The organism is Microbacterium sp. H83 (assembly GCF_001650405.1).
Lineage (GTDB): Bacteria > Actinomycetota > Actinomycetes > Actinomycetales > Microbacteriaceae > Microbacterium.
In genome coordinates this window covers 29,578-53,122 of the sequence record NZ_LWCU01000006.1, presented here as the reverse complement: position 1 = coordinate 53,122, position 23,545 = coordinate 29,578, and the positions used below count along the sequence as shown (strand labels likewise).

The following is a 23,545-nucleotide window of genomic DNA, read 5'->3' as shown; positions in this document are numbered from 1 at the left end:
ATGACGGTATGACCAAGGCGCGGACGAAGCTCACGGTGATCGGTGCGGGAAGCGTGGGGGTGAGCGTCGCGTACGCGGCGCTGATCCGGGGGAGTGCGGCCGAGGTGGCGCTCTACGACATCGCGACGGAGAAGGTGGACGCCGAGGTGCTCGACCTCTCCCACGGCACCCAGTTCACATCGGCAGCGGTGAGCGGCGGATCGGATCTCTCCGTCGTCGACGGCAGCGACGTCGTGGTGGTCACCGCCGGAGCGAAGCAGCAGCCAGGGCAGACCCGTATGGAGCTGGCGGCCGTGAACGCCCGCCTGCTGGAGTCGCTCATGCCGCAGCTCGTCGAGCGAGCCCCCGACGCCGTGTTCCTCATCGTGACCAACCCCGCGGATGTGATGACCGTCGTCGCACAGCGCGTCTCAGGCCTGCCGCCGCACCGGGTGTTCGGGTCGGGCACCGTGCTCGACACGTCCCGGCTCCGGTGGCGTCTCGCGCATCGCGCCGGTGTGAGCACGGCAAGCGTGCACGCGGACATCGTGGGCGAGCACGGCGACACCGAGTTCCCGCTCTGGTCGAATGCGACGATCGGCTCGGTGCCCATCCTCGACTGGCCGGGTGACGAGCCGTTCACCGCCGACGAGCTGCATCGCATCGCGATCGAGGTGCGCGATGCCGCGTACACGGTCATCCGCGGCAAGGGGGCGACCAACCTCGCGATCGGCGTCAGCTGTGCGCGCATCGCCGAGGCCGTCCTGCGCGACGAGCGGGCGGTGCTGCCGGTGGCGCCCGTGCTCGACGGCGAGTACGGCATCCGAGGTGTCGCGCTGTCGGTGCCGTCGGTGGTCGGCGCGACGGGTGCCGTGTCTCTCGGGCAGACCCCGATGAGCGAGCTCGAGTCGGGGCTGCTGCGAGCGTCCGCGGATGCGATCCGTGCGGCCGTGGACGCCCTCGGCGCGTAGCCGATGTCGACGCGACATGCTGATCATGCGCTCGAACGACGAGGCCGTCGAGGCGTACGAGCAGATGCCGTTCGAGCAGGTCATCGACGCGATGGACCGCTGCAGCGAATGGACGAGGCCCCCGCGGAGCAGAGCTCCGACGGGGGCCTCGTGGCGTTCGGTGAACGGCGGTGTCAGCTGCGCGCCTTCTGGCCGCGTCCGGCGATCAGGCCGTAGATCAGCAGCACGATGATCGAGCCGCCGATGGCGAGGAGCCAGGTGCCGAGGTCCCAGAACTCCGTGAGCGGACGGTTCAGGATCAGGCTGCCGAGCCAGCCGCCGAGGAGGGCGCCCACGACTCCGAGCAGAAGGGTGACGAACCATCCGCCGCCCTGCTTGCCGGGAAGGATCAGCTTCGCGATGGCACCGGCGATCAGGCCGAGAAGAAGGAATCCGAGAAAGCTCATGGTCAGCTCCTTTGTTTCGTGAGCCGCGGGGTGCCGCGGCTCGTGTCGTCCACTGTGCCCTCTCAGCTGTTTGTCAGCCAACCCCTTGCGCGCGGCCATCCAGGTATGGCAGAAGGCCCGCTTCCCCGAAGGGAAGCGGGCCTCCTGAGCGAGGTGAGGTCGCGTCAGTTGTTGCCGCGGGCGATCGCGATGATTCGGAGGATCTCGACGTAGAGCCAGACGACCGTGACCATGATGCCGAAGGCGCCGAGCCAGCCGTACTTGCGGGGAGCGCCGTTGCGGACGCCCTGCTGGATCTGGTCGAAGTCGAGCACCAGCGAGTACGCGGCCATGATGACGACGAGGACGCCGATGATCAGGCCGAGGGGGATGCCAAAGACAGGCTGGCTGAACAGTCCGAACGCGTTCTGGTTCACGCCGGTCCACATCAGGACCAGGTTGAGCAGCGAGAACACGAGGTAGCCGATCATGGCGATCATGAAGACCTTCGTGGCCTTCTTGGACGCGCGGATCTTGCCGCTCGCGAAGAGCGCCAGGGTCACACCGACGACCGCGACCGTGGCCAGCGTCGCCTGAGTCACGATGCCGGGCCAGCGGACCTCGAAGAACGCCGAGATGCCGCCGATGAAGAGTCCCTCGAAGGCGGCGTACGCGAAGATCAGCGCGGGGCGGACCTTCTTGCGCGAGGTGAACGAGATCACCATCGCGAGGACGAAGCCGCCGAGTGCGCCGACGATCCAGGGCAGCATGTTGACGGCCGCGCCGCCGTACGGGTTGTACTCGGGCGCGGAGAGTCCGCCGAGCGTCCACACCCAGCCGACGGCCGCGGTGACGAGCAGGATGGCGAAGAGACCCGCGGTCTTCCAGACGGTGTCCTCGACGGACATGCGGTCGGTCTCGATGGCGCCGGCCGGGGGAGCGGCGTACATGCCCTCCAGCTGCGCGTTCGCGGCGGCATCCATGGTCCCATGCTGGAACGACGCGGCCTGCGCACCCTGAGCGCCCTGCGGCGCACCCGGGTAGGTCGCGACGTTACGCGGATCCTGCTGCTGGAACGCCGGGTTGTTGAAAGCGAAATTGCTCATGGTGGGCCTCACTCCAAAGGGGTTGTAGGTCGCTTTCCTCCACGATACCCGGAGGGAACCGTCGCCCGGGTGTTCTACGCTGTGAGCGTGCCCAGGAAATCCCCCCTCGTCATCGGGCATCGCGGTGCGCCCGGCTACCGTCCGGAGCACAGCCGCTCCTCGTACGAGCTCGCGCTGGCGATGGGAGTGGATGCCGTCGAACCCGACGTCGTGGCGACGAAGGACGGCGTGCTCGTCGTCCGCCACGAGAACGAGATCTCCGGGACCACCGACGTCGCCGATCATCCGGAGTTCGCCGACCGGAAGACGACCAAGCGCGTCGACGGCGAGGCGCTGACCGGTTGGTTCACCGAGGACTTCACCTGGGATGAGCTGGCGACGCTGCGGAGCCGCGAACGCCTGCCGAAGGTCCGCCTGTCCAGCGCCTCCTTCGACGGCTCTCAGGCGATCCTGCGCCTCATCGACCTCCTCGACATCGTCCGGGAGGGGTCCGCCGAGCACGGACGCGAGATCGGCGTCGTTCTCGAGGTCAAGCATGCGACCTACTTCGCGAGCATCGGACTCGACCTGGTGCCGCTCATCGAGCGGGACCTGCGAGCGGCGGGATGGGCCGACGGCGAGCTGCCGCTGATCGTGGAGAGCTTCGAGTCGACGGTGCTCGCGCAGCTCAAGGCCAGGGGGATCCCGGCGTCGTACATCTATCTCATCGAGGCGACGGGGCGGCCGTTCGACCTGCTCACCGCCCAGGGCAGACAGGCCCTCACCTACCCGGCCACGGTGACCCCGACCGGACTCGACGGTCTCGTCGGCGTGGTCGACGGCGTCAGCGTGAACAAGCGGATGCTGCTCGAGAAGGGCAACACGATCGTCGCCGACGCGCATGCGCGGGGTCTCACGGTGTTCACCTGGACGTGCCGTCCGGAGAACGCCTTCCTGTCGCCGGAGTACCGCGGCCAGGGCGGCAAGAGCGCCTACGGCGACTATGAGGCGGAGTGGGGCGCGATCGCGGCGACGGGCGTCGACGGCGTGTTCGTCGATCATCCCGATCTGGGAGTCGGCTTCTTCCGCTCCTGAGCACGCGGTGCAGCGGGTCGGACGGGCGTGATCGCGGCAATGTCCAGCGCTCGTTCACCTCCCGTCCACCGGCGGGACGCCGTCCGTCCACCGGGTGCCGATGATCTGGGCTCACACCCGTCTGAGCCCTACCCAGGAGCCCCATGTCCCGCCTGCAATCCGCGGCAGCGGCCACGGCGGTCTGCGCACTCAGCGCCGCCGCCCTGCTCGCCGTCCCGCTCTCCGCCGCCGGAGCCGACACCGGCATCCGCATCAACGAGGTCGAATCCGACGGGGGCGTCCCCGGCGACTGGATCGAGTTCGTCAACACGTCGTCCGCGCCCGTCGACATCTCCGGCTTCGGAGTCCGCGACAACAAGGACGACAGCCCCCTGTACACGTTCCCCGTGGGAACCGTCGTGGCACCGGGCGCCTTCCTCGCGATCGACCAGGTCGACGGCGGCGTCACCGGATTCGACTTCGGTCTGGGCAAGGACGACTCGGTCCGACTGTTCGACCCGCAGGGCGTCGTCGTCGACTCGACCACCTGGACCGGGCACGCCCCGGTCACGTGGGGAGTGCAGGACATCGACGGAGTGTCGACCTGGGCGCAGACGGCGGAGTCGACCAAGGGCGCGGCGAACGTCTTCCGCGCCGACGTCCCGAACCCGGGCTCGATCCTCATCAACGAGGTGGACTCGCAGCCGGCCGACTGGGTCGAGTTCTTCAATCCGGGGGACACGGCGCTCGACATCTCCGGATACGAGATCCGCGACAACTCCGACGACCACCGCTGGCAGTTCCCGGCCGGCACGTCGATCGAGGCCGGTCAGTACCTGGTCGTCGAGGAGGGGTCGATCGGCGTCGTGAACGGCGTGCCGACCGCCTTCCGCGACCCGATCGGCATCGGCAGCGCCGACCGCATCCGCCTGTTCGATGCGACGGGCACCCAGATCGACGACACGATGCCGTGGACGGCGCACGCCGCGATCGACGGCGACTTCATCGCCGCGACCCTCGCCCGCTGCCCCGACGGCGTCGGCGAGTTCGTGCTCGCACACGCGACCCCCGGCGCCACCAACGCCGGCTCGTGCGTCATGCCCGACGTCGTGATCAACGAGATCGAGTCGAACGGCGACCTCACCGACTGGATCGAGGTCGTGAACATCGGCAGCACCCCGGTCGATGTCTCGGGCTGGTCGGTCATGGACGACGACCCGGTCGGCCACGCGGTCCAGACCACCCCGCTCGCCGAGGGCACGATCCTCGAGCCGGGGGCGTATCTCGTGTTCGACCAGTTCCGCGACTTCGAGTTCGGGCTCGGCGGCGGCGACACCGTGACTCTGCGCGACCCGAACCTCAACGTCGTGGACGAGCACGTGTACCCGGCTCACGCCGACGGCGTGCTCGCGCGCTGCGAGGACGGCACGGGCGACTTCGTCGACATCGCGACGAGCACCAAGGGACTGCGCAACGCGTGCGGCAACCCGGTGCGCATCAACGAGGTCGAGTCGGACGGCGGATCGCCGGAGGACTGGATCGAGCTCGTCAACCCGACGGCATCCGCGCTGGACGTCTCCGGAATCGTCGTGAAGGATGACGACGACGCCCACGCCTACGTCATTCCCGCGGGCACGACGATCGCGGCCGGCGGGTACCTGGTGATCGAGCGCGACCAGCTGGGCTTCGGCCTCGGCGGCGGAGACGCCGTGCGCGTCTTCGACGGCGACCTGCTCGTCGACTCGACGACCTGGGGCGAGGGGCACGCCGCCACCACGTGGGGGCGCTGCCCCGATGTCACCGGTGCCTTCGCCGTGACGGCGGAGAGCACCAAGGGCGCCGCCAACGTCTGCGAGGGCGAGGTCGCCGTATCGGCGTGGCCGGGCTCGCAGGACGTGCGCGTGCTCGACTCCGCTCCCGCGTTCCTGGAGGACAGCTCCGGCCTCGACGTGCAGGAGACCGCCGACGGCGCGTTCCTCTGGGCGGTCGACAACGGCGAGGGACGCATCTGGAAGCTCCGCGTGAGCGCCGACGGATCGTTCTCGAAGATCTCCGGCTGGGAGGACGGCAAGCGCGTCCGCTTCCAGCGGGACGCCGGAGCGCCCGGCGCTGCGGGCCCCGACACCGAGGGCATCACGGTCGACGGAGACGGCTTCGTCTATGTCGCCTCCGAGCGCGACAACAGCGCCAAGGGCGTCAACCAGAACGTGGTGCTGAAGGTCGACCCCGAGGCCGCAGCCGGCGACCTCGTCGCCCAGCAGGAGTGGGACCTCACCGCGCTGCTTCCCGCCGTGGGGGCCAACCTCGGCATGGAGGCGGTGCAGTGGGTGCCGGACTCCGCTCTCGACGGCGAGCTGTTCGACGTCAACACCGGATCCGCCTACGACGCGAGCGACTATGCCGGACACGGCGACGGTCTCTTCTTCGTCGCGGTCGAGGACAACGGCCACGTCTACGCCTTCGCGCTCGGCGCGGACGGCGAGGCGACGCTCGTCTCGGAGATCGCGCCGGGGCTCGCAGGCGTCATGGCCCTGGACTACGACAGCGTCCTGGACGTCCTCTGGGCGGTGTGCGACGACGGCTGCCACGGCACGTCGGCGCAGATCAGCCTGAACGGCACCGACAAGCCCGGCGTCGCGCACTTCGCGCGACCGACGGGGATGCCGGACATCAACAACGAGGGCTTCGCGACCGCTCCGGCATCGCTGTCCGTCGACGGGCAGCGACCCGTGTGGTGGTTCGCCGACGGCTTCGCCTCCGAGGCTCTCCGAGTGGGCACGCTTCCCGGCACGACCGGCGGCAACCCGGGCGGCCCTGGCACCCCCGGCGGCCCCGGCACTCCCGGCGGGCAGACGCCGCTGCCGGGCACGGGCCTGACCGATGACAACCGCAACGACGCGACGGTCGACCCGGCCGTCGCCGCCCGGGGATCGAAGGTCACCGTGACCGTCGGCGCCGAGCACGCCGGAACGAGCGCCGCCGTCTGGCTGTACTCGGATCCCGCGCTGCTCGCGACCGGCGAGCTGAACGCGGCGGGCGCGATCACGGTCACGATCCCGACGGATGCCGCGCTCGGCGCCCACCGGATCGCGGTGTACGCCGCAGACGGCACGCTCCTCGGCTGGGCCGACATCCGCATCACCGCGACGGGGCTCGCCGCCACGGGGGCCGAACTCCCGATCGCGGCGGTCGTGCTGGCCGGTCTGATGCTGGTCGCCGGCGCGGTGGTCGTGGCCCGGCGCCGGCGCGCGGCCTGACGTCGATCCGCACCCACCGGAGGGGTGCGCGGGCTCCGGTCCGCGCACCCCTTCCGCGTGCGCCCGGCGTCACGCGGGCAGACGCCGACGGCGGTGTCGGTGGCGCGGCTTAGACTCGTAGAGCCATGACAGAAGCCCCCCTCATCGTCCCCGGAACCGCCGGCCCTCGCCCGGCAGGACCCACCGGACAGTACGACCTCCTCGCCGGTCTCAACCCTCAGCAGCTCGAGGCCGTGACCTACCGCGGTCCCGCGCTGCTGATCGTCGCCGGTGCGGGGTCGGGCAAGACGAGCGTGCTCACGCGACGCATCGCCTCGCTGCTCCGCGCGCGCGAGGCCTGGCCGAGCCAGATCCTCGCGATCACGTTCACCAACAAGGCCGCGGGTGAGATGCGGGAGCGCGTCGAGGCGATCGTCGGCGAGGCCGCCAGGGGCATGTGGATCTCCACCTTCCACTCGGCTTGCGTGCGCATCCTGCGGCGCGAGGCACAGCAGTTCGGATTCACGAAGTCGTTCACGATCTACGACTCGGGGGACTCGCGCGCCCTGATCAAGCGGCTGGTCAAGGAGCACGAGGCCGACGCGTACGGGCTCACCCCGGCATCCGTGCAGTCCCGCATCTCCAAGCTCAAGAACGAGCTGTCCGATGCGGAGGCGTACGCGCGCCAGGCCAACATGAGCGACCCGGCGGAGCGCATCTTCGTCGAGCTCTTCACCGATTACCAGCGTCAGCTGCAGAAGGCGAACGCGTTCGACTTCGACGACCTGATCGGTCAGACGGTCTACCTCTTCCGCGCCTTCCCGCAGGTGGCCGACACCTATCGCCGTCGCTTCCGACACATCCTCGTCGACGAGTACCAGGACACCAACCATGCCCAGTACGCGCTGATCCACGAGCTCACGCGGCCGGTGTCGGGCGAATCGCCCGACCCGTATGCGTCGAACGGCATGATGATCTTCGAGCCCGAGACGACGCCGGAGCTCGAAGGAGCGTCGCTCACCGTGGTCGGCGACTCCGACCAGTCGATCTACGCGTTCCGCGGCGCGGACATCCGCAACATCAGCGAGTTCGAGCGTGACTTCCCCGGAGCGCGGGTGGTCCTGCTCGAGCAGAACTACCGCTCGACCCAGAACATCCTCTCGGCCGCGAACGCCGTGATCGGCAACAACTTCGACCGCAAGGACAAGAAGCTCTGGAGCGACAAGGGCGACGGCGACATGATCGTCGGCTTCACCGGGTACTCGCAGCACGATGAGGCGCAGTTCGTCGCGGACGAGGTCGAGGCCCTGCGCCGGGCCGGCATGCCGTACTCCGAGATGGCCGTGTTCTATCGGACCAACTCGCAGTCGCGTGCGCTCGAGGAGATCTTCATCCGCTCGGCCGTGCCGTACAAGATCATGGGCGGCACCAAGTTCTACGAGCGCGCCGAGATCAAGGACGCCCTCGCATATCTCGTCGCGGTGGCGAACCCGGCCGACGAGATGGCCGTGCGCCGCATCCTCAACAAGCCGCGCCGCGGCATCGGCGACGTCAGCGAGACGGCGATCGCCCGCTTCGCCGAGGAGCATGGCATCACGTTCCGACAGGCGCTCTCGGTGCCGGACGAGCTCGGATTCGGACCGAAGATCCAGGCCGCCATCGCGCAGCTCGATGCCGTGCTCGCCGAGGCGACCGAGATCATGCTGCCGGCATCCGGCGAGGTCCCCGCACCGACGACCGTCGCCGACGGTCTCAGCCTCCTGCTGTCGAAGAGCGGCTACCTCGACGCCCTCCGCGCGAGCCGGGACCCGCAGGACGAGGCCAGGGTCGAGAACCTCGACGAGTTCGTCGCCGTCGCTCGCGACTTCGCTCGCAACAACCCCGAGGGCACGATCGTCGACTTCCTCACCGAGGTCGCTCTGGTGTCGGATGCCGACGACCTCGACGACGAGTCCGGATCGGTCTCGATGATGACCATGCACACCGCGAAGGGCCTCGAGTACGACGCCGTGTTCGTCACCGGCGTCGAAGAGGATCTCATCCCGCACCGCATCTCGGCAGGGGAGCCGGGTGGTCCTCAGGAGGAGCGCCGGCTGTTCTACGTCGGCATCACCCGCGCGCGCAAGAGGCTGCACCTCTCGCTGGCCATGACCCGCGCGCAGTTCGGCGAGGTGTCGGTCGCGATGCCGAGCCGGTTCCTGCAGGAGATCCCCGCCGGCCTCATCGACTGGCGCCAGTCCCCGGGTGACGTGAACTCCCGCGGCGGCACGCAGTCCCGCGCGCTGAACGCCCGACGGGCCGGCGGATTCGGCGGATCCGGGTCGAACGATCCATTCGGCGTCAAGCCGCTCCCGGGACGGGACTCGCTCACGCCCCTCTCGACCGCGATGGACAAGTTCCCCAACCGGGTGACGGCCAAGATGCGCGACAACGGAGACCTCGAGCTCGCCGCGGGCGACCGCATCCGCCACGCCGACTTCGGCGAGGGGCGCGTCGATGCCGTGACGGGGGAGGGTGCGAAGCGCATCGCGCATGTCCGCTTCGATTCCGCGGGGCAGAAGAAGCTGCTGATCAAGGTCGCGCCGATCGAGAAGATCTCCGCCTGACGCGGGTTAGGCTGGGCGATATGGCCCTGTTCTCCCGCCGCAAGAAGTCCGACGACGACGTGGTCGCCGAGTCGACCGACATCGAGACCGCCTCCGCGTCGGAGACGGAGGAGTCCTCGTCCGTCGGCGCTGCCGCGGCGACCGACACGCCCGCGGCGGAAGAGGCCGAGGCGACCCCGACCATCGGCATCTCCGTGCAGGCCTTCCGCGGAGTGGGCGCTCAGGCGGGGCCCGAGATCTCCCTCCCCGACCCGGATGTCGCGACCGGCGCATCGACCGGATCGGGCGCGATCACCGCGCCGGGCACGCCTCCGACCGCGACGGCGCCCGCGCCCGAGCGGCGACTACCGCTCGCACCGGCCCTGCCGCCGGAGCAGACCGAGACCGTGGCCGGGATGAAGGACAACGTCCTGCTGCGCGAGTCCCTCAAGGAGGTCGAGAAGGGCGCCACCAACGAGCAGCTGCTCGGCGTGCTGCGTCAGGCCCTGCAGGGGCACCTGTACATCAGGGTCAACGGCGACGCCCGAGCGCAGATCAGCGAGGGCAAGCCCCTCTCCGTGGCGGTCGTGCGCGACGGCGATCGCCAGTTCATGCTCGGGTTCAGCTCGGCGGCCGCCGTGCGCGACTCGGTGCAGCTCGAGAAGGACCCCACCGCCACATCCGCCGTCGCCCAGCCCGTCACCTCGGTGCTGCAGCAGGTGGTCGCCGGTGACTTCGCGGGCCTCATCGTCGACAACGCGTCGGCTCCTCACCGAGTGGTCTTCCCGACCGAGCTCCTGCAGAAGGCGCTCGAGCAGGCCGATGTCGACATGACGATCAAGTCGATCATCGCGGCGCCGCGCGAGCAGGATTCGACCGTGCGGCTCGGAGAGGCTCTCGCCCTCAAGCGCACCTGGGTCGCCGTCAACGACGGCGGCGAGACCGGACAGGTCGGCATCGCCGAGGCGCAGACACCGGACGGCAAGCGCTTCCTGCAGCTGTTCTCGCACCCGCTCGAGATCATCGCGCTCGGTCGGGGCGACCGACCCCTGCCGTTCGATCCCGAGCAGCTGGCGAAGACGCTCGCGACCCACCCGGAGATGGCGGGCATCATCATCGATCCGGCTGGGCCGAGCATGGTGATCGAGCGCGACGCCCTCGCTCCCGTGCTCGCTCTGGACGTGGCGTCGACCGACTGACGGGCTACCGCGCGCGTCGTGCGCGCCCTAGGGTCGGAGCATGGCCTCCGAGCGCGTGACCCTGACCGTCATCGATCCCGATGGGGAGCGCGAGGTCGCGCTCTCGAGTCCGAACAAGGTCATCTGGCCGGATGTCGGCATCACCAAGGCCGAGCTGGCCGAGTACTTCCAGACCGTGGCGACGCCCTTCCTGGAGGCCAACGGCAACCGTCCGGTCTCCCTCGAGCGCTTCCGCGACGGCGTCGGCTCGTCGACGGACGAGCGCCCGCAGGGATTCTTCTCGAAGAACCCTCCGAAGGGGACGCCCGACTTCGTCGATGCGGTCACCGTCACGTACAACAGCGGGCGTCAGCATCCTCAGCTCGTGCTCACCCGACCGAGCGCGATCGTGTGGGCCGGGCAGATGAACACGATCGTGTTCCACCCGTGGGCGTCGCTGGCCTCCGAGCCCGACAACCCCGTCGAGCTGCGGATCGATCTCGATCCGCAGCCGGGCACCGGCTTCTCCGACGCCGTGCCTGCGGCGCACGCGCTGCGGGAGGTGCTCGCCGAGGTCGGGCTCGAGGCCTTCGTCAAGACCAGCGGCAACCGCGGCCTGCACGTCTTCGCGCCGATCGAGGCGACGCATGAGTTCCTCGACGTCCGGCACGCGGTGATCGCCGCCGGTCGCGAGCTCGAGCGGCGCATGCCCGAGCAGGTGACGACGAACTGGTGGAAGGAGGAGCGCGGAGAGCGCATCTTCGTCGACTTCAACCAGGCCAATCGCGACCGCACCATGGCAGGCGCCTACAGTCCGCGGGCGCTCCCGGGGGCTACCGTGTCGACGCCGGTGCACTGGGACGAGCTCGACGACCTCGACCCCGCAGCGTTCACCGTCCGCAGCATCCCGCAGCGCCTCGCCGACGGGGATGACCCGTGGGCGGGGAAGCAGGACTCTCCCGGCCGCATCGACACGCTTCTCGAGTGGTGGGAGCGCGACAGGGCGGCGGGTCTCGGCGAGCTGCCGTTCCCGCCCGAGTTCCCGAAGATGCCCCGTCGGCGCCCGTCAAGGCCAAGCGGTCGACGACGCCGCGCGTGGCCGCCGCCCCGCGCACTCCGGCGGCGCCCAAGCCCGTCGAGCGCGACTACGGCGTGTGCGACGTCTGCTTCATGGTGAAGACGCCGGCCGGGGGATGCGGCTGCGACTGACCGCATCCGCCGCGCTCGACCCGCTCAGGCGAACGCGCTCATCCCGGTGATGTCGCGCCCGAGCAGGAGCGCCTGCACGCTCTCGGTCCCCTCGTAGGTGTGGATGGCCTCGATGTCGGCCATGTGCTGCATCACGCCGTTCTCCAGGAGGATGCCGTTGCCGCCGAGCAGATCGCGGGCGATGGAGGCCACCCTGCGGGCTGCGCGCGTGTTGTGGAACTTCGCGAGCGACGCCTGCGTCGGCCTCAGCTCGCCTGCGTTCTCGAGATCGGCGAGCCGGCGGCAGTACAGCTGCATCGCGGTGAGGTCCTCGAGCATGTGCGTGAGGCGCTCCTGGACCATCTGGAACTTCGCGAGGGGCTTGCCGAACTGGACGCGCTCCTTCGAGTACGCGAGCGCCGCCTCGTAGCAGGCGGTCGCGTGTCCGAGTGCCGACCACGCCACGCCTGAGCGTGTGGCGTAGAGGACGGTCGACGCGTCCTTGAAGCTCTTCGTGCCGGGGAGCACGGCGTCGAGCGGCACGCGTACGTCGTCGAGCAGGATGTGCGCCTGGTGGATCGCGCGGAGCGAGGCCTTGCCGCGGATCGGCGTACCGGTGTATCCCGGGGTGTCCTGGTCGACGAGGAAGCAGCGCACCGCACCGTGCTCCGGCGCGGATTCGTCGTCGACCCTCGCCCAGACGAAGGTGATGCCGCCCGACGCGCCGTTCCCGATCCACTTCTTCGCGCCGCGGATCACCCATTCCTCGCCGTCGCGGCGCGCGACGGTCTCGAGGGAGACGGAGTCCGAGCCGTGATCGGGCTCGGTGAGCGCGAAGGATCCGAGCACCGAGGCGTCCGCGAGCGAGGTCAGCCACCGCTCCTGCTGGGAGGGCGAGCCGAACAGCGCCAGGGTGCGCAGCGCCAGGCCGCCCTGCACGGCGAGCACCGTTCCGAGCGAGCCGTCGCCACGGGAGATCTCCATGTTCACGAGTCCCGCGGCGAGCGGAGACAGCCGAGTGAGGGACGGGTGCTCGATGCCGTCGACGACCAGGTCCATCTCGCCCATGCGTCGGGCGACATCCAGCGGGTACTCGGCGCGATCCCACGCGTCGAGCATCTGCGGTCCGACCTCGTCGATGTACGCCCTCGCGCGATCCCACGCCTCGCGATCCACGGAGGGGATGTCGGCGAAGACGGCGTAGTAGTCGCCGTCCTGTCTTCCGGTGATGTCGTAGGACGAGACGCGTTCGCCGGGAACGGGAGAGGCAGCGGTGCTCATGAGGACTCCTTCGTGGACCTCAGTATCGTACTCCTCGATACTCAGTTCCACGACCTCGAGGGACGGTTCTGTCAGTCCAGCTGACTGCGAAGACGCCTGGTGACCTCGGCCATCGGCATCGAGCGCGGGAACACCGCGACGACGACGTCGTCGGCTGCCGGCGCGGCGATCTCGGCCGGCACCCCGTATCGGCGGCGCACGTCCGCGAGGGCCGCCTGCAGCGTGGCGAGGGGCACCTTCTTCTTGCCGCGGAGCAGCTGACGGAGGACGTGATTGTGCACCGCGGTGACGAGGGCGGCGAAACCCACGGCGTCCAGCGGGTCGACGCCGGGGAGGGAGCTGCGCAGATAGTCGTCGAACAGGCGCTCGTAGCGGAACACGGTGATGATCTCGCGCTCTCGCAGCACCGGCACCTGGCGCACGATCTGATAGCGACGACGTGCGAGCTCCGGGTCGTGCGCGAAGTGCGCGAAGACCGATTCGGATGCCGCGCACACGGCGCCCCAGGGATCGTCGTGTCCCTCCGCGAGGAACTCGCGGAGCTGGCTCAGCAGGACCTCGTGGTCGGCGAACACGACGTCCTCCTTGCCGCCGAACTGGCGGAAGAAGGTGGATCGGGACACTCCGGCCGCCTTGGCGATCTGCTCGACCGAGGTCTGATCGAACCCCTGGGCGGCGAAGAGCTCGAGCGCTGCGGCCACGACGCCGTTGCGCAGTTCTGCGGATTCGTGCATGTGATGAGCCTAGACCTCGGCCGTCCTCGGGATGTCGCGCGGGAACGCGTGCGAGGGAAGTGGGATTGCGACTCCAGAAAATCGATCGGGTCGACTAACATGGTGGGCCGGAGGGCGGGACGCGACGGCGTCCCCGACGGAGGGGAAGATCATGGCAGCGCAGATCGGTGCTGACTTCGAGCAGATGCTCGAGAACATCCACACGCTCGTCAAGAGCATCGAGGCGGCGGGCGTCGGCTCGCGGGGCGCGCAGATCGACGGCCTGCGCACGAACACCACCGCGACGTACCTCGACTCCGCGTCCGACTACACCGCGGCGCTCGAGGTGATGATCGCCGATCTGAGCACCAGCGCGGCAGCGTTCCGCGACGCGCTCAAGGCCGTCGTCGACCAGAAGCAGGAGTCCGAGGCGAACCTGTCCTCGACGCTGTCCCAGATCGCGCAGGTGGTGGACGACCCGACGCTCACCCCGGCCACCGAGCTGGCCGCCTCTCCGCAGGCATCGCCGACGACGACCACGACCACGACCACGACGACAGGGGACGGCGGCTCCGAGTCGGGAGAGTTCTGATGGTGAGGCGTCGATGGGCGGCTGCGGCCGCCGCGACCATGATGCTGGGCGGGGTCCTGCTCCCGGGTGCCGCAGCCGCGCAGGACTTCTCCGCGGGAGGCGCGCTCTGGTACCTGGACGCGATGAAGATGTCCGCGATCCACGACGCGGGGATCTCCGGCGACGGCGTGACCGTGGCCGTCTTCGACGGAGCCCTCGACCGCGACGTCGCGACGCTGGCGGATGCCGACATCGAGGTGCGCCAGGTCGACGGGTGCCCTGACCCGCTGTCGGCCGACCCGTCCGACTTCGATGCGCTGCAGCACGGCACCTCGGTGACCTCTCTGCTCGTCGGCAACGGGACCTCGGACTCGGGCGCGGGGCCGGTCGGGATCGCACCGGGCGTCAAGATCCTCTACTACGGCATCCTCCAGGACTCGTGCGAGGGAGACACCTTCCCCGGCGCCCTCGACGACGCCGTCGCCCAGGGCGCCGACATCGTGACGATGTCGGGAGGACTCAACCGGCTGGCCGACGAGCTCGCGCAGGACTCGGTGGACAGTGTCGCCGCGGCTCTGCGCGAGGGCGTCCTGGTCGTCGCGGGTCTGCCGAACCGTGACACCGCGTGGGAGTTCGTGACGACCACCGTCAACGGCGTCGTGAACGTGGCCTCCGTCGATGCCACCGCGCAGCCCGCGACCCAGCTCGACGGCTCCCCGATGGTCAACGAGGATGTGGATGTCGCCGCTCCGGGGATCGACGTCGCCGGCGTCGGCATCGATCGGACCTGGGGAATGTCGACCTGGTCCGGCAACTCGGCCGCCACCCCGATCGTCGCCGGGCTCCTCGCTCTGGCCACGGAGAAATGGCCGGAGGCGACGGGATCCCAGATCCTCCAGTCCATGATCCGCAACACCGGATCCACCCCGCATGAGCTGCAGTGGTCGAACACCATCGGCCACGGGATCGTCAACGCGACCCGCCTGATGCAGGAGGACCCGACGCAGTATCCCGACGAGAACCCCCTCTTCAAGGACGAGCAGCAGCCGTCCCTCGACGAGGTGTTCTCCGCCGCACCGGATCCCGCCGCAACGGACGGACCCGACGCCGGTCAGGCGGCCGGTCCCGACGTCGTGCCGTGGCTGGTCGGCGGCGGAGCCGTCATCGTGGTCGCCGCCGTGGTGGCCGTAGTACTCATCAGCCGTAAGAAGACTGGAGGACGCACGAATGTATGACCCCAACGTGTGCACGCCGACGATGTTCGAGGACGAGCTCAACGCGCTGTCCTCGATGAGTGCGTTCACCGACCCCGAGATCGATTCCCGTCTCCAGGCCGTGGCGGAGCTGCGGAGGGCCATCCAGGCCGTTCGCGAGATCCCCGGCTGGAGCGGAGACTCGGTGGGCGAGGCGCAGGTTCTCCTCGAGCGCATGGAGAAGGGCGCCACCACGATCGAGACGGCCCTGACCGGCATGCGCTCCGATCTCCGCGCAGCGTCGGACACCGCGGCAGGCGCGGCATCCGCGGCGCTTCGACGACTCCCCTCGGCCTCGGCGGAGGGCTTCCTGGCGGACGCAGGGCGCAACCTCTCCGGACTCACCGACGGATGGGGGGCGTTCGACACGGGCGAGGCAGTGGCTCGGGAGGAGGCGAGGCTCGCGGCGGAGCGCGAGACGGCGGCGATGAACGAGCTCAAGACGATCCGCAGCACCCTCGCGGGCGAAGCTCGACAGAACTTCACCGATCCGGGCCGAGTGACGGTCAACCCCTCATCGGTGCCCCTCCCTTCGATCGACGTCGATGCGATCGACGCGCGCGTTCCCGCGGTCGGCAGCAACGCCCCCTCCTCCTTCGGCGGCGGCGCGCCGTCCGCCGGGGGCGGCTACCCCCAGGGTGGCGCCGGGATCGGCAGCTGGAACCCGCCCACCGGCACCTGGGTGCCTGACGGCAACGGCGGCGGTGACGGCTCCGGCAACGGCAACGGCAACGGGAACGGTAACGGCGACGGAGGCTCCGGCGGCGACGGCGGGACCGGAGGGATCGGCACCGACGACCCGAGCGTGGACTCTCCCGGTGGCGGCATCCTGCCCGGCTACCCGGGCGGCGGGCTCGGCGGTGGGGGACTCGGCGGCGGTGGCGGAGCCGGCGGCGGTCTGCTTCCCGGCGGCGGCTCGGGCGGTCTCGGAGCAGCCGTCGTGGGCGGCGCGGGAGCTGCGGCGATGCTGGGCGCACGATCGGCATCGCTCAACACCGCAGGCGGCGCCGGTCTCTTCGGCGGCGGCACCGGCACCGGCACCGGTGCGGGAGCGGCCACGGCGGGGCGCGGACTGCTCGGCATGAGCGGCGCGACGGGCCCCGGCGGCATGGGCGCGATGGGGTCGGCATCCGGCTCCGCGTCCGGATCCGCCGGCGGCTCGGCGGCCGGTGCGGGCGGCCGCACGATGGCTCCCGGCATGATGGGCGGTGGCGCCGGCGACGACGAGAAGCGCGAGCGCTCGGGTCTCGGCGGCCCTATCGCGCCCAAGCTCGAGGACGACGAGGAAGTCGGACCCCGCTCGAGGTCGGCCCAGGCGGGCAGCCGCGACGCGCTCGACTGAACGGTTCCAGGCCTGGACGAGCTGCGATCGCTCACGGCTCGTCCGGGTCGGGAACGCTCGCGGCTCGTCTAGGCCTGTGCGACGGGGGAGCGCACCCCGTCGATACGGTTCCAGACCTCCACGCGATGCGCGAGGTCGCTGAGAGCGTCGCGCTCTTCCGCGAACGTGCGGAGCGAGCTGACGATCGGCTGGGCGCGTTCGTCCTGGAGCCAGGTCTGGAAGCCGTCCCTCCCGAAGGAGATCACGACGACGTGCGCCTTGCCGCGCGGGTCCTCGAAGAAGCAGAACCCGGAGAGGCCTCGCGCGCGGAGGTCGGCGAGCAGAGTGTCGCGGTTCATGCCGTCCTCCCGGGCACGGTCAGCTCGCGGACGAGCCCGAGGCGAAGATAGAACGACAGCGGCAGGGGCAGCAGAAGCTGGATGGCGCCCCCTGGCTCACCGAATGCCGGGGCGACGGGCCCGCTGAAGATCGGCTCGTCCCATCGGTAGTAGCCGATGTCCACGAGATCGTCCAGATCACGGCGGAGTGCGGTGTCGTCGGATCGCTCGTACGCGGCGCGGAGATGGATGCAGTCGCCGACGACGAGGAACTGGTGGTACGCCGCGGGGTTCTCGATCCACGGGAGAGACCGCTCGGGATACGAGGCCGGGCGTCCGTTCTGGATCAGGTACACATAGCGGGTGTTCACCGGTCCGTACATGTCCCACACCTCGGCGCCGGCAGGGATGGGCTCGCGGTCGAGGGTGCGGCCGTCGGGGCCGATCCACAGCTCGGTCATGAGGATCCTCCGCTGCGGCGCACGGCGTGGGAGTCCCCCGCGTGATACCGACGAGCGATCCGCAGGAAGAGGTCCAGCGCTTCGGACTCCGACCGGAAGCGCAGGGGAGCGTGGAACACCTCTCCGCGCTCGTCGGTCTCCCAGACGGCCCACTCGTCGCCGTCCCGGTCGATCCAGGCGGAGGACTGGCGTCGACCGGTGCGACCGAACCAGTTCGCGGTGGCGGTGAGCTTCTCGTCCGCGATGATGCGCTGCGCCTCGTCGGCGCTGAGTCCGGTCATGTGATCTCCTTCAACAGGCCCAGCGCGATCAGCTGCTGCGCGGTCAGCGGCAGCTGAACCTGCACCCCGCCTCCGGTCGAGCCGAAACCGGGAGCGATGTCTCCACGGTAGCCCTGCGACCCCAGGTATTCCGGTCGGAGTCCGCCGGCCAGGAGCTCGTCCTGGACGTGCTGGGGGGCACGATCGAACGCGCCCTGCACGTCGGACAGATCGCCGACGACCTCGTACTGGTGGTAATGCGCGGGGTTCTCCACATAGGGCAGCGACCGCTGATCGTACGTGTACGGAGCACCCTCGGGCACCGGTGAGGTGTATCGCCCCTCGGGCGGACCGTAGCGGTCGAGCACGTCCCCGACCTGCGGAGTGTGCGGAGTGCGGATGGGGTCGCCGTTCGGGTCGAGCCGGTAGCCGCCGCCCGGCACCTGGCTCCAGTCGATGCTGCCGTCAGGCTGGAGCACCTCCGGCCCCTTCGGGATCTGCACATCGGGCGGGAGGGTGCCGGTGTTCGCGAAATCGTCCGCGTACTCGGGGTAGTTCTGCTCGAGGTATGTCTGGAGCTGCTCGTCGGTGAGCGAGCTCTGATCCCGCACGCTCGGCGGTTCGGACGAGGGGCCGTCCGGCGCGGTGCCGCCGGGATCATGCGGGGCACCGGGTGCGTGCGGTGCTCCGGGGCCGGACGGCGCGCTGCCGCCGTTCGGACCGCGCGAGAAGAGGTCGCCGAGGCGCTGGAACAGAGCCTTGAGCTCGTCCAGATGCTTGGCGAGTGCGGTGACGGCATCCACCAGCTTGAGGACGGTGCCCGAGATCCGGGCCGTCATGGCCGAGACCCGGCTCGTGGCCTGGGCGATGACGTAGGGCGTCGCCGTTCCGAGGGAGACGACGAGCGTGCTCGCGTACGAGATCAGCGACCCGACGAGCTGGGAGAGGGTGTCGCGGACCAGCTCGTGCACGACCTGCACGAGCATGGATGCCGCCTCCATGCCGGTCTTCATCCCGCCGGCCCAGGAGGCCGCTGCGGAGATGTGGGCGGCGACGTCGGACTGCAGGCGCAGGTACGCCGCGATGGCCTCGCCGGACATCGAGCTCACGTCCGCGAGCCGGGCGTCCAGGGTCTGACCGGCCTGCTGGAGATGCTGGGCGATGTTCCCCCATGTCGCGGCGAAGCCGGCGACCTCGCCGGCGTCGCCGGTCAGGTCGTTGAGCCACCCCTTGAGCGGCTCCAGGTGGTCCATGAGCCAGCCCAGCCCTGCCGCGATCAGCGAGCCGAGCGGGTCCATGGCGGTGGCGACGGTGTTCGCGAGCGCGGAGAACGACGCGAGTCCGCCGGCCACCCAGTCGCCGCTCTCGATGGCGTTGACCAGTTCGTAGCCGTCCTCGAGCAGTCCCGCGCCGCTGAACGGCGTCGTGGGATCGATCGGGCCGGCGACCAGGGGATTGGGGGGAGTCATCCGGCGGCGCCGTCGACGGAGGCGAGCAGGCCCGAGATCGTGTCGAGCTGCCGCTGCTCGCCTTCATCGAAATCGTTCGCGAGACCGCGGAGCTCCTCCTCTGAGCGCTCGAGCATGGTCGCAGCGGCGGAGATCGCGCCCGTGGCGATCGACGACACGATCTGGGCGGGCGGGACCAGGAAGGCGCACATCACGCCGAACGCGCCGCCTCCGACGTTCATCGACCCTGCGGCGTTCTCGGCGAGCCGGACGTCCGACGCGATCTGGCCGACGCGCTGAGCGTGTCGGCGGACCGTCTCCGTGTCGACGGCGATGAGGTCGGCCATCAGCGGTACTCGATCCGGGGTCGGCCGTCCTGACCGGGATCGGGCAGTTGGGCGATCTCGTCGCGGAGGTGCTCGACGGCCGCGTCCTCCGCGCCGAAGGCCTCGGCGGCGATCTCGACGGCTCTCGCGCCGGCCGCACGCTGCGCGTCGCCCGCGAGGGAGACGATCAGTTCGCCGAGAGCCGCGGGGGAGCGGTCGAAGGCGGCATCCGTGAGCGCGACGGCTGCGAGTCGACCGGAGGAATCCACGGTGACCGTGACGTCGCGCTTCGGGGAGGACGCCTGCTCGCGCACGGCGGCGATGTCGTCGCGCACCTGAGCCGCCTGCTCGGCGCGCCGCTCCGCGTCCCTCACCTGCTGTTCGATCCGCGCGCGAGTGGCCACCGGATCGGACCAGTCGAAGGTGTCCGTCATCGTCTCCCCCTGCCTCGACGCTCAAGAATGCTACCGGATGACCTCGCCTCATCCCCAGAGGTCTCGGCGGCGTGCGGGGCGCTCAGGCGGCGGTAGTAGGCTGGGGGACTGGTCGATGTCTCGACATCGAGAGAATTACCAGACACGCAGCCCAGTGAAGGAACCACAGTGGATCTGTACGAGTACCAGGCACGAGACGTTTTCGAGAAGTACGGAGTGCCGGTTCTCGCCGGCATCGTCGCCGACACCCCCGAGGAGGTGAAGGCAGCCGCGGAGAAGATCGGCGGCGTCGTCGTCGTCAAGGCGCAGGTCAAGACCGGTGGTCGTGGCAAGGCCGGCGGCGTCAAGGTCGCGAAGACCCCCGATGAGGCCTACGAGGCGGCCAAGGCCATCCTCGGCCTCGACATCAAGGGTCACGTCGTCAAGCGCGTCATGGTCGCGCAGGGTGCGCGCATCGCCGAGGAGTTCTACTTCTCCGTGCTGCTCGACCGCGCCAACCGCTCGTACCTGAGCCTCTGCTCGGTCGAGGGCGGCATGGAGATCGAGCAGCTCGCCGTGGAGAAGCCCGAGGCGCTCGCCCGCGTCGAGGTCAACCCGCTGACGGGCATCGACAAGGAGAAGGCCGTCGAGATCGCTCGCGCCGCCAACTTCCCCGAGGACCTCGTCGAGAAGGTCTCCGACGTCTTCGTGAAGCTCTTCGAGGTCTACAAGGGCGAGGACGCCACGCTCGTCGAGGTGAACCCGCTGGTCCGCACCGAGGACGGCGACATCATCGCGCTCGACGGCAAGGTCACGCTCGACGACAACGCGTCGGAGATCCGTCACCCCGAGCACGAGGAGCTCGAGGACAAGGACGCCGCAGACCCCCTCGAGGCCAAGGCCAAGAAGTCGGGACTCAACTACGTGAAGCTCGACGGCGAGGTCGGCATCATCGGCAACGGCGCGGGACTCGTCATGTCGACGCTCGACGTCGTGGCCTACGCCGGCGAGAAGCACGACGGCGTCAAGCCCGCCAACTTCCTCGACATCGGCGGCGGCGCGTCGGCGGAGGTCATGGCCAACGGCCTCGACGTCATCCTCGGCGACCCGCAGGTCAAGAGCGTCTTCGTCAACGTCTTCGGCGGCATCACGGCGTGCGACGCCGTCGCGAACGGCATCAAGGGTGCCCTCGAGACGCTGGGTGCCACGGCATCCAAGCCGCTCGTCGTGCGCCTCGACGGCAACCGCGTCGAGGAGGGACGCGCGATCCTCGCAGAGTACGCGCACCCGCTCGTCACCCTGGCAGCCACCATGGACGAGGGCGCCGACAAGGCCGCCGAACTCGCCAACGCCTGACGCTTCGCTGAGACACAAGGACTAGAGAAGAAAATGTCTATCTACCTCAACAAGGACTCCAAGGTCATCGTCCAGGGCATCACCGGCGGTGAGGGCACGAAGCACACGGCTCTCATGCTGAAGGCCGGCACCCAGGTCGTCGGCGGCGTGAACGCCCGCAAGGCCGGCACCACGGTCGCGCACACCGACAAGGACGGCAACGCCGTCGAGCTCCCCGTCTTCGGCTCGGTCGCCGAGGCCATGAAGGAGACCGGCGCCGATGTGTCGATCGCCTTCGTCCCCGGCGCGTTCACGAAGGACGCGATGATCGAGGCCATCGACGCCGAGATCCCGCTGCTCGTCGTCATCACCGAGGGTGTTCCCGTCGGCGACTCCGCTGAGGCGTGGGCCTACGCGCAGAGCAAGGGCAACAAGACCCGCATCATCGGCCCGAACTGCCCCGGCATCATCACGCCCGGCGAGGCGCTCGTGGGCATCACGCCGGCGAACATCACCGGCAAGGGGCCGATCGGCCTGGTGTCGAAGTCGGGCACGCTCACGTACCAGATGATGTTCGAGCTGCGCGACCTGGGCTTCTCGACCGCCATCGGCATCGGCGGCGACCCGGTCATCGGCACCACCCACATCGACGCGCTCGCCGCGTTCGAGGCCGACCCCGAGACCAAGGCCATCGTCATGATCGGCGAGATCGGCGGCGATGCCGAGGAGCGCGCAGCCGACTACATCAAGGCCCACGTCACGAAGCCGGTCGTCGGCTACGTCGCCGGCTTCACGGCTCCCGAGGGCAAGACCATGGGCCACGCCGGCGCCATCGTCTCGGGCTCGGCGGGTACGGCTCAGGCGAAGAAGGAGGCCCTCGAGGCCGCCGGGGTCAAGGTCGGCAAGACGCCGTCCGAGACCGCCGCTCTCATGCGTGAGATCGTCGAGTCGCTCTAAGCGCTAGACTGGTGAAGAAGGCCCCGGGCTCCACCCCGGGGCCTTTCTTCGTGTCCGCTGCGATGACACGATCGACGGACTGCTCCTGCCCGCCGATTTACGGAGCGTCGGCCGGCGGCATCGGATCGTGGTCCAGCGTCGCCCAGATCGCCGCCACGTGGCGAGAGTCGGTTCCGCAGCATCCGCCGACCATGCGCACCGCCGGCATCCGAGCGACCAGCGCGGCCGTGCTGGCGGCGAGCTCGGCGAGGTCGCCCTCGTCGAGAGTCTCCGATTCGTCGAGCTCGGCGTGCGACCGTCGGGAGGCATTGGGACGGACGCCGACGATGCGCCGTGCCGACCTCCGGTCGAGCGCCTGAGCCATGTGATCGGGGTGCGCGCAGTTGAGCAGGTAGCCGTCCGGTGCGGCCGCGGCGTCGACCTCGGCGATCGTGTCCGACAGCGTGCGGCCCGATGCGAGCCTGCCGTCGGTCTCCACGGTGAACGAGACCTCCACCGGCACGCCGATCTCCCGTGCTGCGCGGATGACGCCGATCGCCTCTGCGGCATCGTTCAACGTGTACGCGGTGACGGCATCGGCTCCGGCGTCGGCCAGCGCCCGCACCTGCGCGCGGTGGTACTCGTACGCGTCCCGCGCACCGGTCTCGGGATCCCAGGCGCCCGAACGGTAGCCGTCTCCCCGCGGACCCACCATCCCGACGACCTGAACCTCCTCGACGCCGGAGTCGGTGCCGACCTCGCGCAGGAGCCGCACCGCATCGCCGTTGACGCGTCGGAGCGCGTCGGCGTCGTACCCGAGACGGTCGCCCCAGGCGGAGCTGGCACGCCACGTCGGGGTCTCGAGTCGGAGCGGAGCACGGTGCGTCCGGGCGACGTCGGCGTATTCCAGGAAGTACTCGCGCAGAAGCCGACGTCCCTGCTCGTCGTCGACGAGGACGAAGGCCGCGAAGTCGGGGAGGTCCACGTCGTGGTGGAAGATGAGGTCGGTCTCGAGCCCGCCGTCGCTGACCCAGCGGCGCGGTATGGACGTGTCGACGCCGGACATGGCGGCCTGCTCTCCTCGATGTGATCCCGGTCTACCACTGCGCCGGTCGCGCCGCCACGGCATCCGGGGAGACGACGAAGGGGCGGATGCAGTGCGCATCCG

General features: G+C 69.8%; 22 protein-coding genes. 11 read left to right on the top strand and 11 right to left on the bottom strand.

Annotated elements, in window-relative coordinates; translation table 11 throughout:
- The first annotated feature begins 8 nt into the window (after positions 1–8).
- Positions 9–950, top strand: a complete 942-nt coding sequence (locus A4X16_RS03755) for an L-lactate dehydrogenase (RefSeq protein WP_067116581.1) — start codon at positions 9–11, stop codon at positions 948–950.
- 173 nt (positions 951–1,123) lie between these two features.
- Here the strand turns inward: A4X16_RS03755 and A4X16_RS03750 are convergent, their stop codons facing one another.
- Together A4X16_RS03750 and A4X16_RS03745 are read right to left on the bottom strand one after the other, a co-directional pair.
- Positions 1,124–1,396 (bottom strand): GlsB/YeaQ/YmgE family stress response membrane protein, encoded by a 273-nt coding sequence (locus A4X16_RS03750; protein WP_067116578.1) that lies wholly within the window; start codon positions 1,394–1,396, stop codon positions 1,124–1,126.
- A gap of 164 nt (positions 1,397–1,560) precedes the next feature.
- On the bottom strand, positions 1,561–2,481 hold the full coding sequence (locus A4X16_RS03745; RefSeq protein ID WP_067116575.1) for a Bax inhibitor-1/YccA family protein: 921 nt from the start codon (positions 2,479–2,481) through the stop codon (positions 1,561–1,563).
- 87 nt (positions 2,482–2,568) lie between these two features.
- On the opposite strand from A4X16_RS03745, the gene A4X16_RS03740 reads away from it, so the two are divergent.
- From A4X16_RS03740 to ligD, 5 genes are all read left to right on the top strand, one after another.
- The gene (locus A4X16_RS03740) at positions 2,569–3,555 is read left to right on the top strand and encodes a glycerophosphodiester phosphodiesterase family protein (RefSeq protein WP_067116670.1); all 987 of its coding nucleotides are present in this window, start codon (positions 2,569–2,571) and stop codon (positions 3,553–3,555) included.
- Positions 3,556–3,698: 143 nt separating this feature from the next.
- Positions 3,699–6,791: a lamin tail domain-containing protein gene (locus A4X16_RS03735; RefSeq protein ID WP_067116572.1), complete on the top strand. Its 3,093-nt coding sequence runs from the start codon at positions 3,699–3,701 to the stop codon at positions 6,789–6,791.
- A gap of 125 nt (positions 6,792–6,916) precedes the next feature.
- Positions 6,917–9,376 carry an ATP-dependent helicase gene (locus A4X16_RS03730; protein WP_067116569.1) on the top strand — a complete coding sequence of 820 codons (2,460 nt, stop codon included), beginning with the start codon at positions 6,917–6,919 and terminating at the stop codon, positions 9,374–9,376.
- A gap of 20 nt (positions 9,377–9,396) precedes the next feature.
- The gene (locus A4X16_RS03725) at positions 9,397–10,554 is read left to right on the top strand and encodes an SseB family protein (RefSeq protein ID WP_067116565.1); all 1,158 of its coding nucleotides are present in this window, start codon (positions 9,397–9,399) and stop codon (positions 10,552–10,554) included.
- A 40-nt stretch (positions 10,555–10,594) separates the two neighbouring features.
- Complete coding sequence (gene ligD, locus A4X16_RS03720; protein ID WP_082914254.1) at positions 10,595–11,710, top strand: non-homologous end-joining DNA ligase; 1,116 nt, start codon at positions 10,595–10,597, stop codon at positions 11,708–11,710.
- Between the two features lie 56 nt (positions 11,711–11,766).
- Here the strand turns inward: ligD and A4X16_RS03715 are convergent, their stop codons facing one another.
- Positions 11,767–13,002: an acyl-CoA dehydrogenase family protein gene (locus A4X16_RS03715; protein ID WP_067116562.1), complete on the bottom strand. Its 1,236-nt coding sequence runs from the start codon at positions 13,000–13,002 to the stop codon at positions 11,767–11,769.
- Between the two features lie 71 nt (positions 13,003–13,073).
- Positions 13,074–13,736 carry a TetR/AcrR family transcriptional regulator gene (locus A4X16_RS03710; RefSeq protein ID WP_067116559.1) on the bottom strand — a complete coding sequence of 221 codons (663 nt, stop codon included), beginning with the start codon at positions 13,734–13,736 and terminating at the stop codon, positions 13,074–13,076.
- A 151-nt stretch (positions 13,737–13,887) separates the two neighbouring features.
- Here A4X16_RS03710 and A4X16_RS03705 point away from each other — a divergent pair, with 151 nt between their 5' ends.
- The 3 genes from A4X16_RS03705 to A4X16_RS03695 are packed head-to-tail and all read left to right on the top strand — an operon-like array spanning position 13,888 to position 16,881.
- On the top strand, positions 13,888–14,307 hold the full coding sequence (locus tag A4X16_RS03705) for a hypothetical protein (protein WP_067116556.1): 420 nt from the start codon (positions 13,888–13,890) through the stop codon (positions 14,305–14,307).
- Positions 14,307–15,521 carry a S8 family peptidase gene (locus tag A4X16_RS03700; RefSeq protein WP_067116553.1) on the top strand — a complete coding sequence of 405 codons (1,215 nt, stop codon included), beginning with the start codon at positions 14,307–14,309 and terminating at the stop codon, positions 15,519–15,521. The genes A4X16_RS03705 and A4X16_RS03700 overlap by 1 nt, the downstream gene beginning before the upstream one ends.
- Positions 15,514–16,881: a hypothetical protein gene (locus A4X16_RS03695; protein ID WP_067116550.1), complete on the top strand. Its 1,368-nt coding sequence runs from the start codon at positions 15,514–15,516 to the stop codon at positions 16,879–16,881. The genes A4X16_RS03700 and A4X16_RS03695 overlap by 8 nt, the downstream gene beginning before the upstream one ends.
- Before the next feature lie 68 nt (positions 16,882–16,949).
- On the opposite strand, the gene A4X16_RS03690 is transcribed toward A4X16_RS03695, so the two are convergent.
- From A4X16_RS03690 to A4X16_RS03665, 6 genes are read right to left on the bottom strand one after another with little or no spacing between them, the layout of a single operon-like run.
- Positions 16,950–17,219, bottom strand: a complete 270-nt coding sequence (locus A4X16_RS03690) for a hypothetical protein (RefSeq protein ID WP_067116547.1) — start codon at positions 17,217–17,219, stop codon at positions 16,950–16,952.
- Positions 17,216–17,659, bottom strand: coding sequence for a glycohydrolase toxin TNT-related protein (locus A4X16_RS03685; protein WP_067116544.1), 444 nt, complete (start codon positions 17,657–17,659; stop codon positions 17,216–17,218). The genes A4X16_RS03690 and A4X16_RS03685 overlap by 4 nt, the downstream gene beginning before the upstream one ends.
- A complete protein-coding gene (locus A4X16_RS03680) occupies positions 17,656–17,940 on the bottom strand; it encodes a hypothetical protein (RefSeq protein WP_067116541.1) in 285 nt (94 codons plus the stop codon). The genes A4X16_RS03685 and A4X16_RS03680 overlap by 4 nt, the downstream gene beginning before the upstream one ends.
- Positions 17,937–19,388 carry a TNT domain-containing protein gene (locus tag A4X16_RS03675; protein ID WP_067116538.1) on the bottom strand — a complete coding sequence of 484 codons (1,452 nt, stop codon included), beginning with the start codon at positions 19,386–19,388 and terminating at the stop codon, positions 17,937–17,939. The genes A4X16_RS03680 and A4X16_RS03675 overlap by 4 nt, the downstream gene beginning before the upstream one ends.
- Positions 19,385–19,714, bottom strand: coding sequence for a type VII secretion target (locus A4X16_RS03670; protein ID WP_067116535.1), 330 nt, complete (start codon positions 19,712–19,714; stop codon positions 19,385–19,387). The genes A4X16_RS03675 and A4X16_RS03670 overlap by 4 nt, the downstream gene beginning before the upstream one ends.
- Positions 19,714–20,127 carry a YbaB/EbfC family nucleoid-associated protein gene (locus tag A4X16_RS03665; protein ID WP_067116531.1) on the bottom strand — a complete coding sequence of 138 codons (414 nt, stop codon included), beginning with the start codon at positions 20,125–20,127 and terminating at the stop codon, positions 19,714–19,716. The genes A4X16_RS03670 and A4X16_RS03665 overlap by 1 nt, the downstream gene beginning before the upstream one ends.
- Before the next feature lie 168 nt (positions 20,128–20,295).
- On the opposite strand from A4X16_RS03665, the gene sucC reads away from it, so the two are divergent.
- A complete protein-coding gene (gene sucC, locus A4X16_RS03660) occupies positions 20,296–21,462 on the top strand; it encodes an ADP-forming succinate--CoA ligase subunit beta (RefSeq protein WP_067116529.1) in 1,167 nt (388 codons plus the stop codon).
- Between the two features lie 33 nt (positions 21,463–21,495).
- Positions 21,496–22,398, top strand: coding sequence for a succinate--CoA ligase subunit alpha (gene sucD, locus A4X16_RS03655; RefSeq protein ID WP_067116526.1), 903 nt, complete (start codon positions 21,496–21,498; stop codon positions 22,396–22,398).
- Positions 22,399–22,495: 97 nt separating this feature from the next.
- On the opposite strand, the gene A4X16_RS03650 is transcribed toward sucD, so the two are convergent.
- Positions 22,496–23,443 (bottom strand): homocysteine S-methyltransferase family protein, encoded by a 948-nt coding sequence (locus A4X16_RS03650; protein WP_067116523.1) that lies wholly within the window; start codon positions 23,441–23,443, stop codon positions 22,496–22,498.
- Positions 23,444–23,545: the final 102 nt, after the last annotated feature.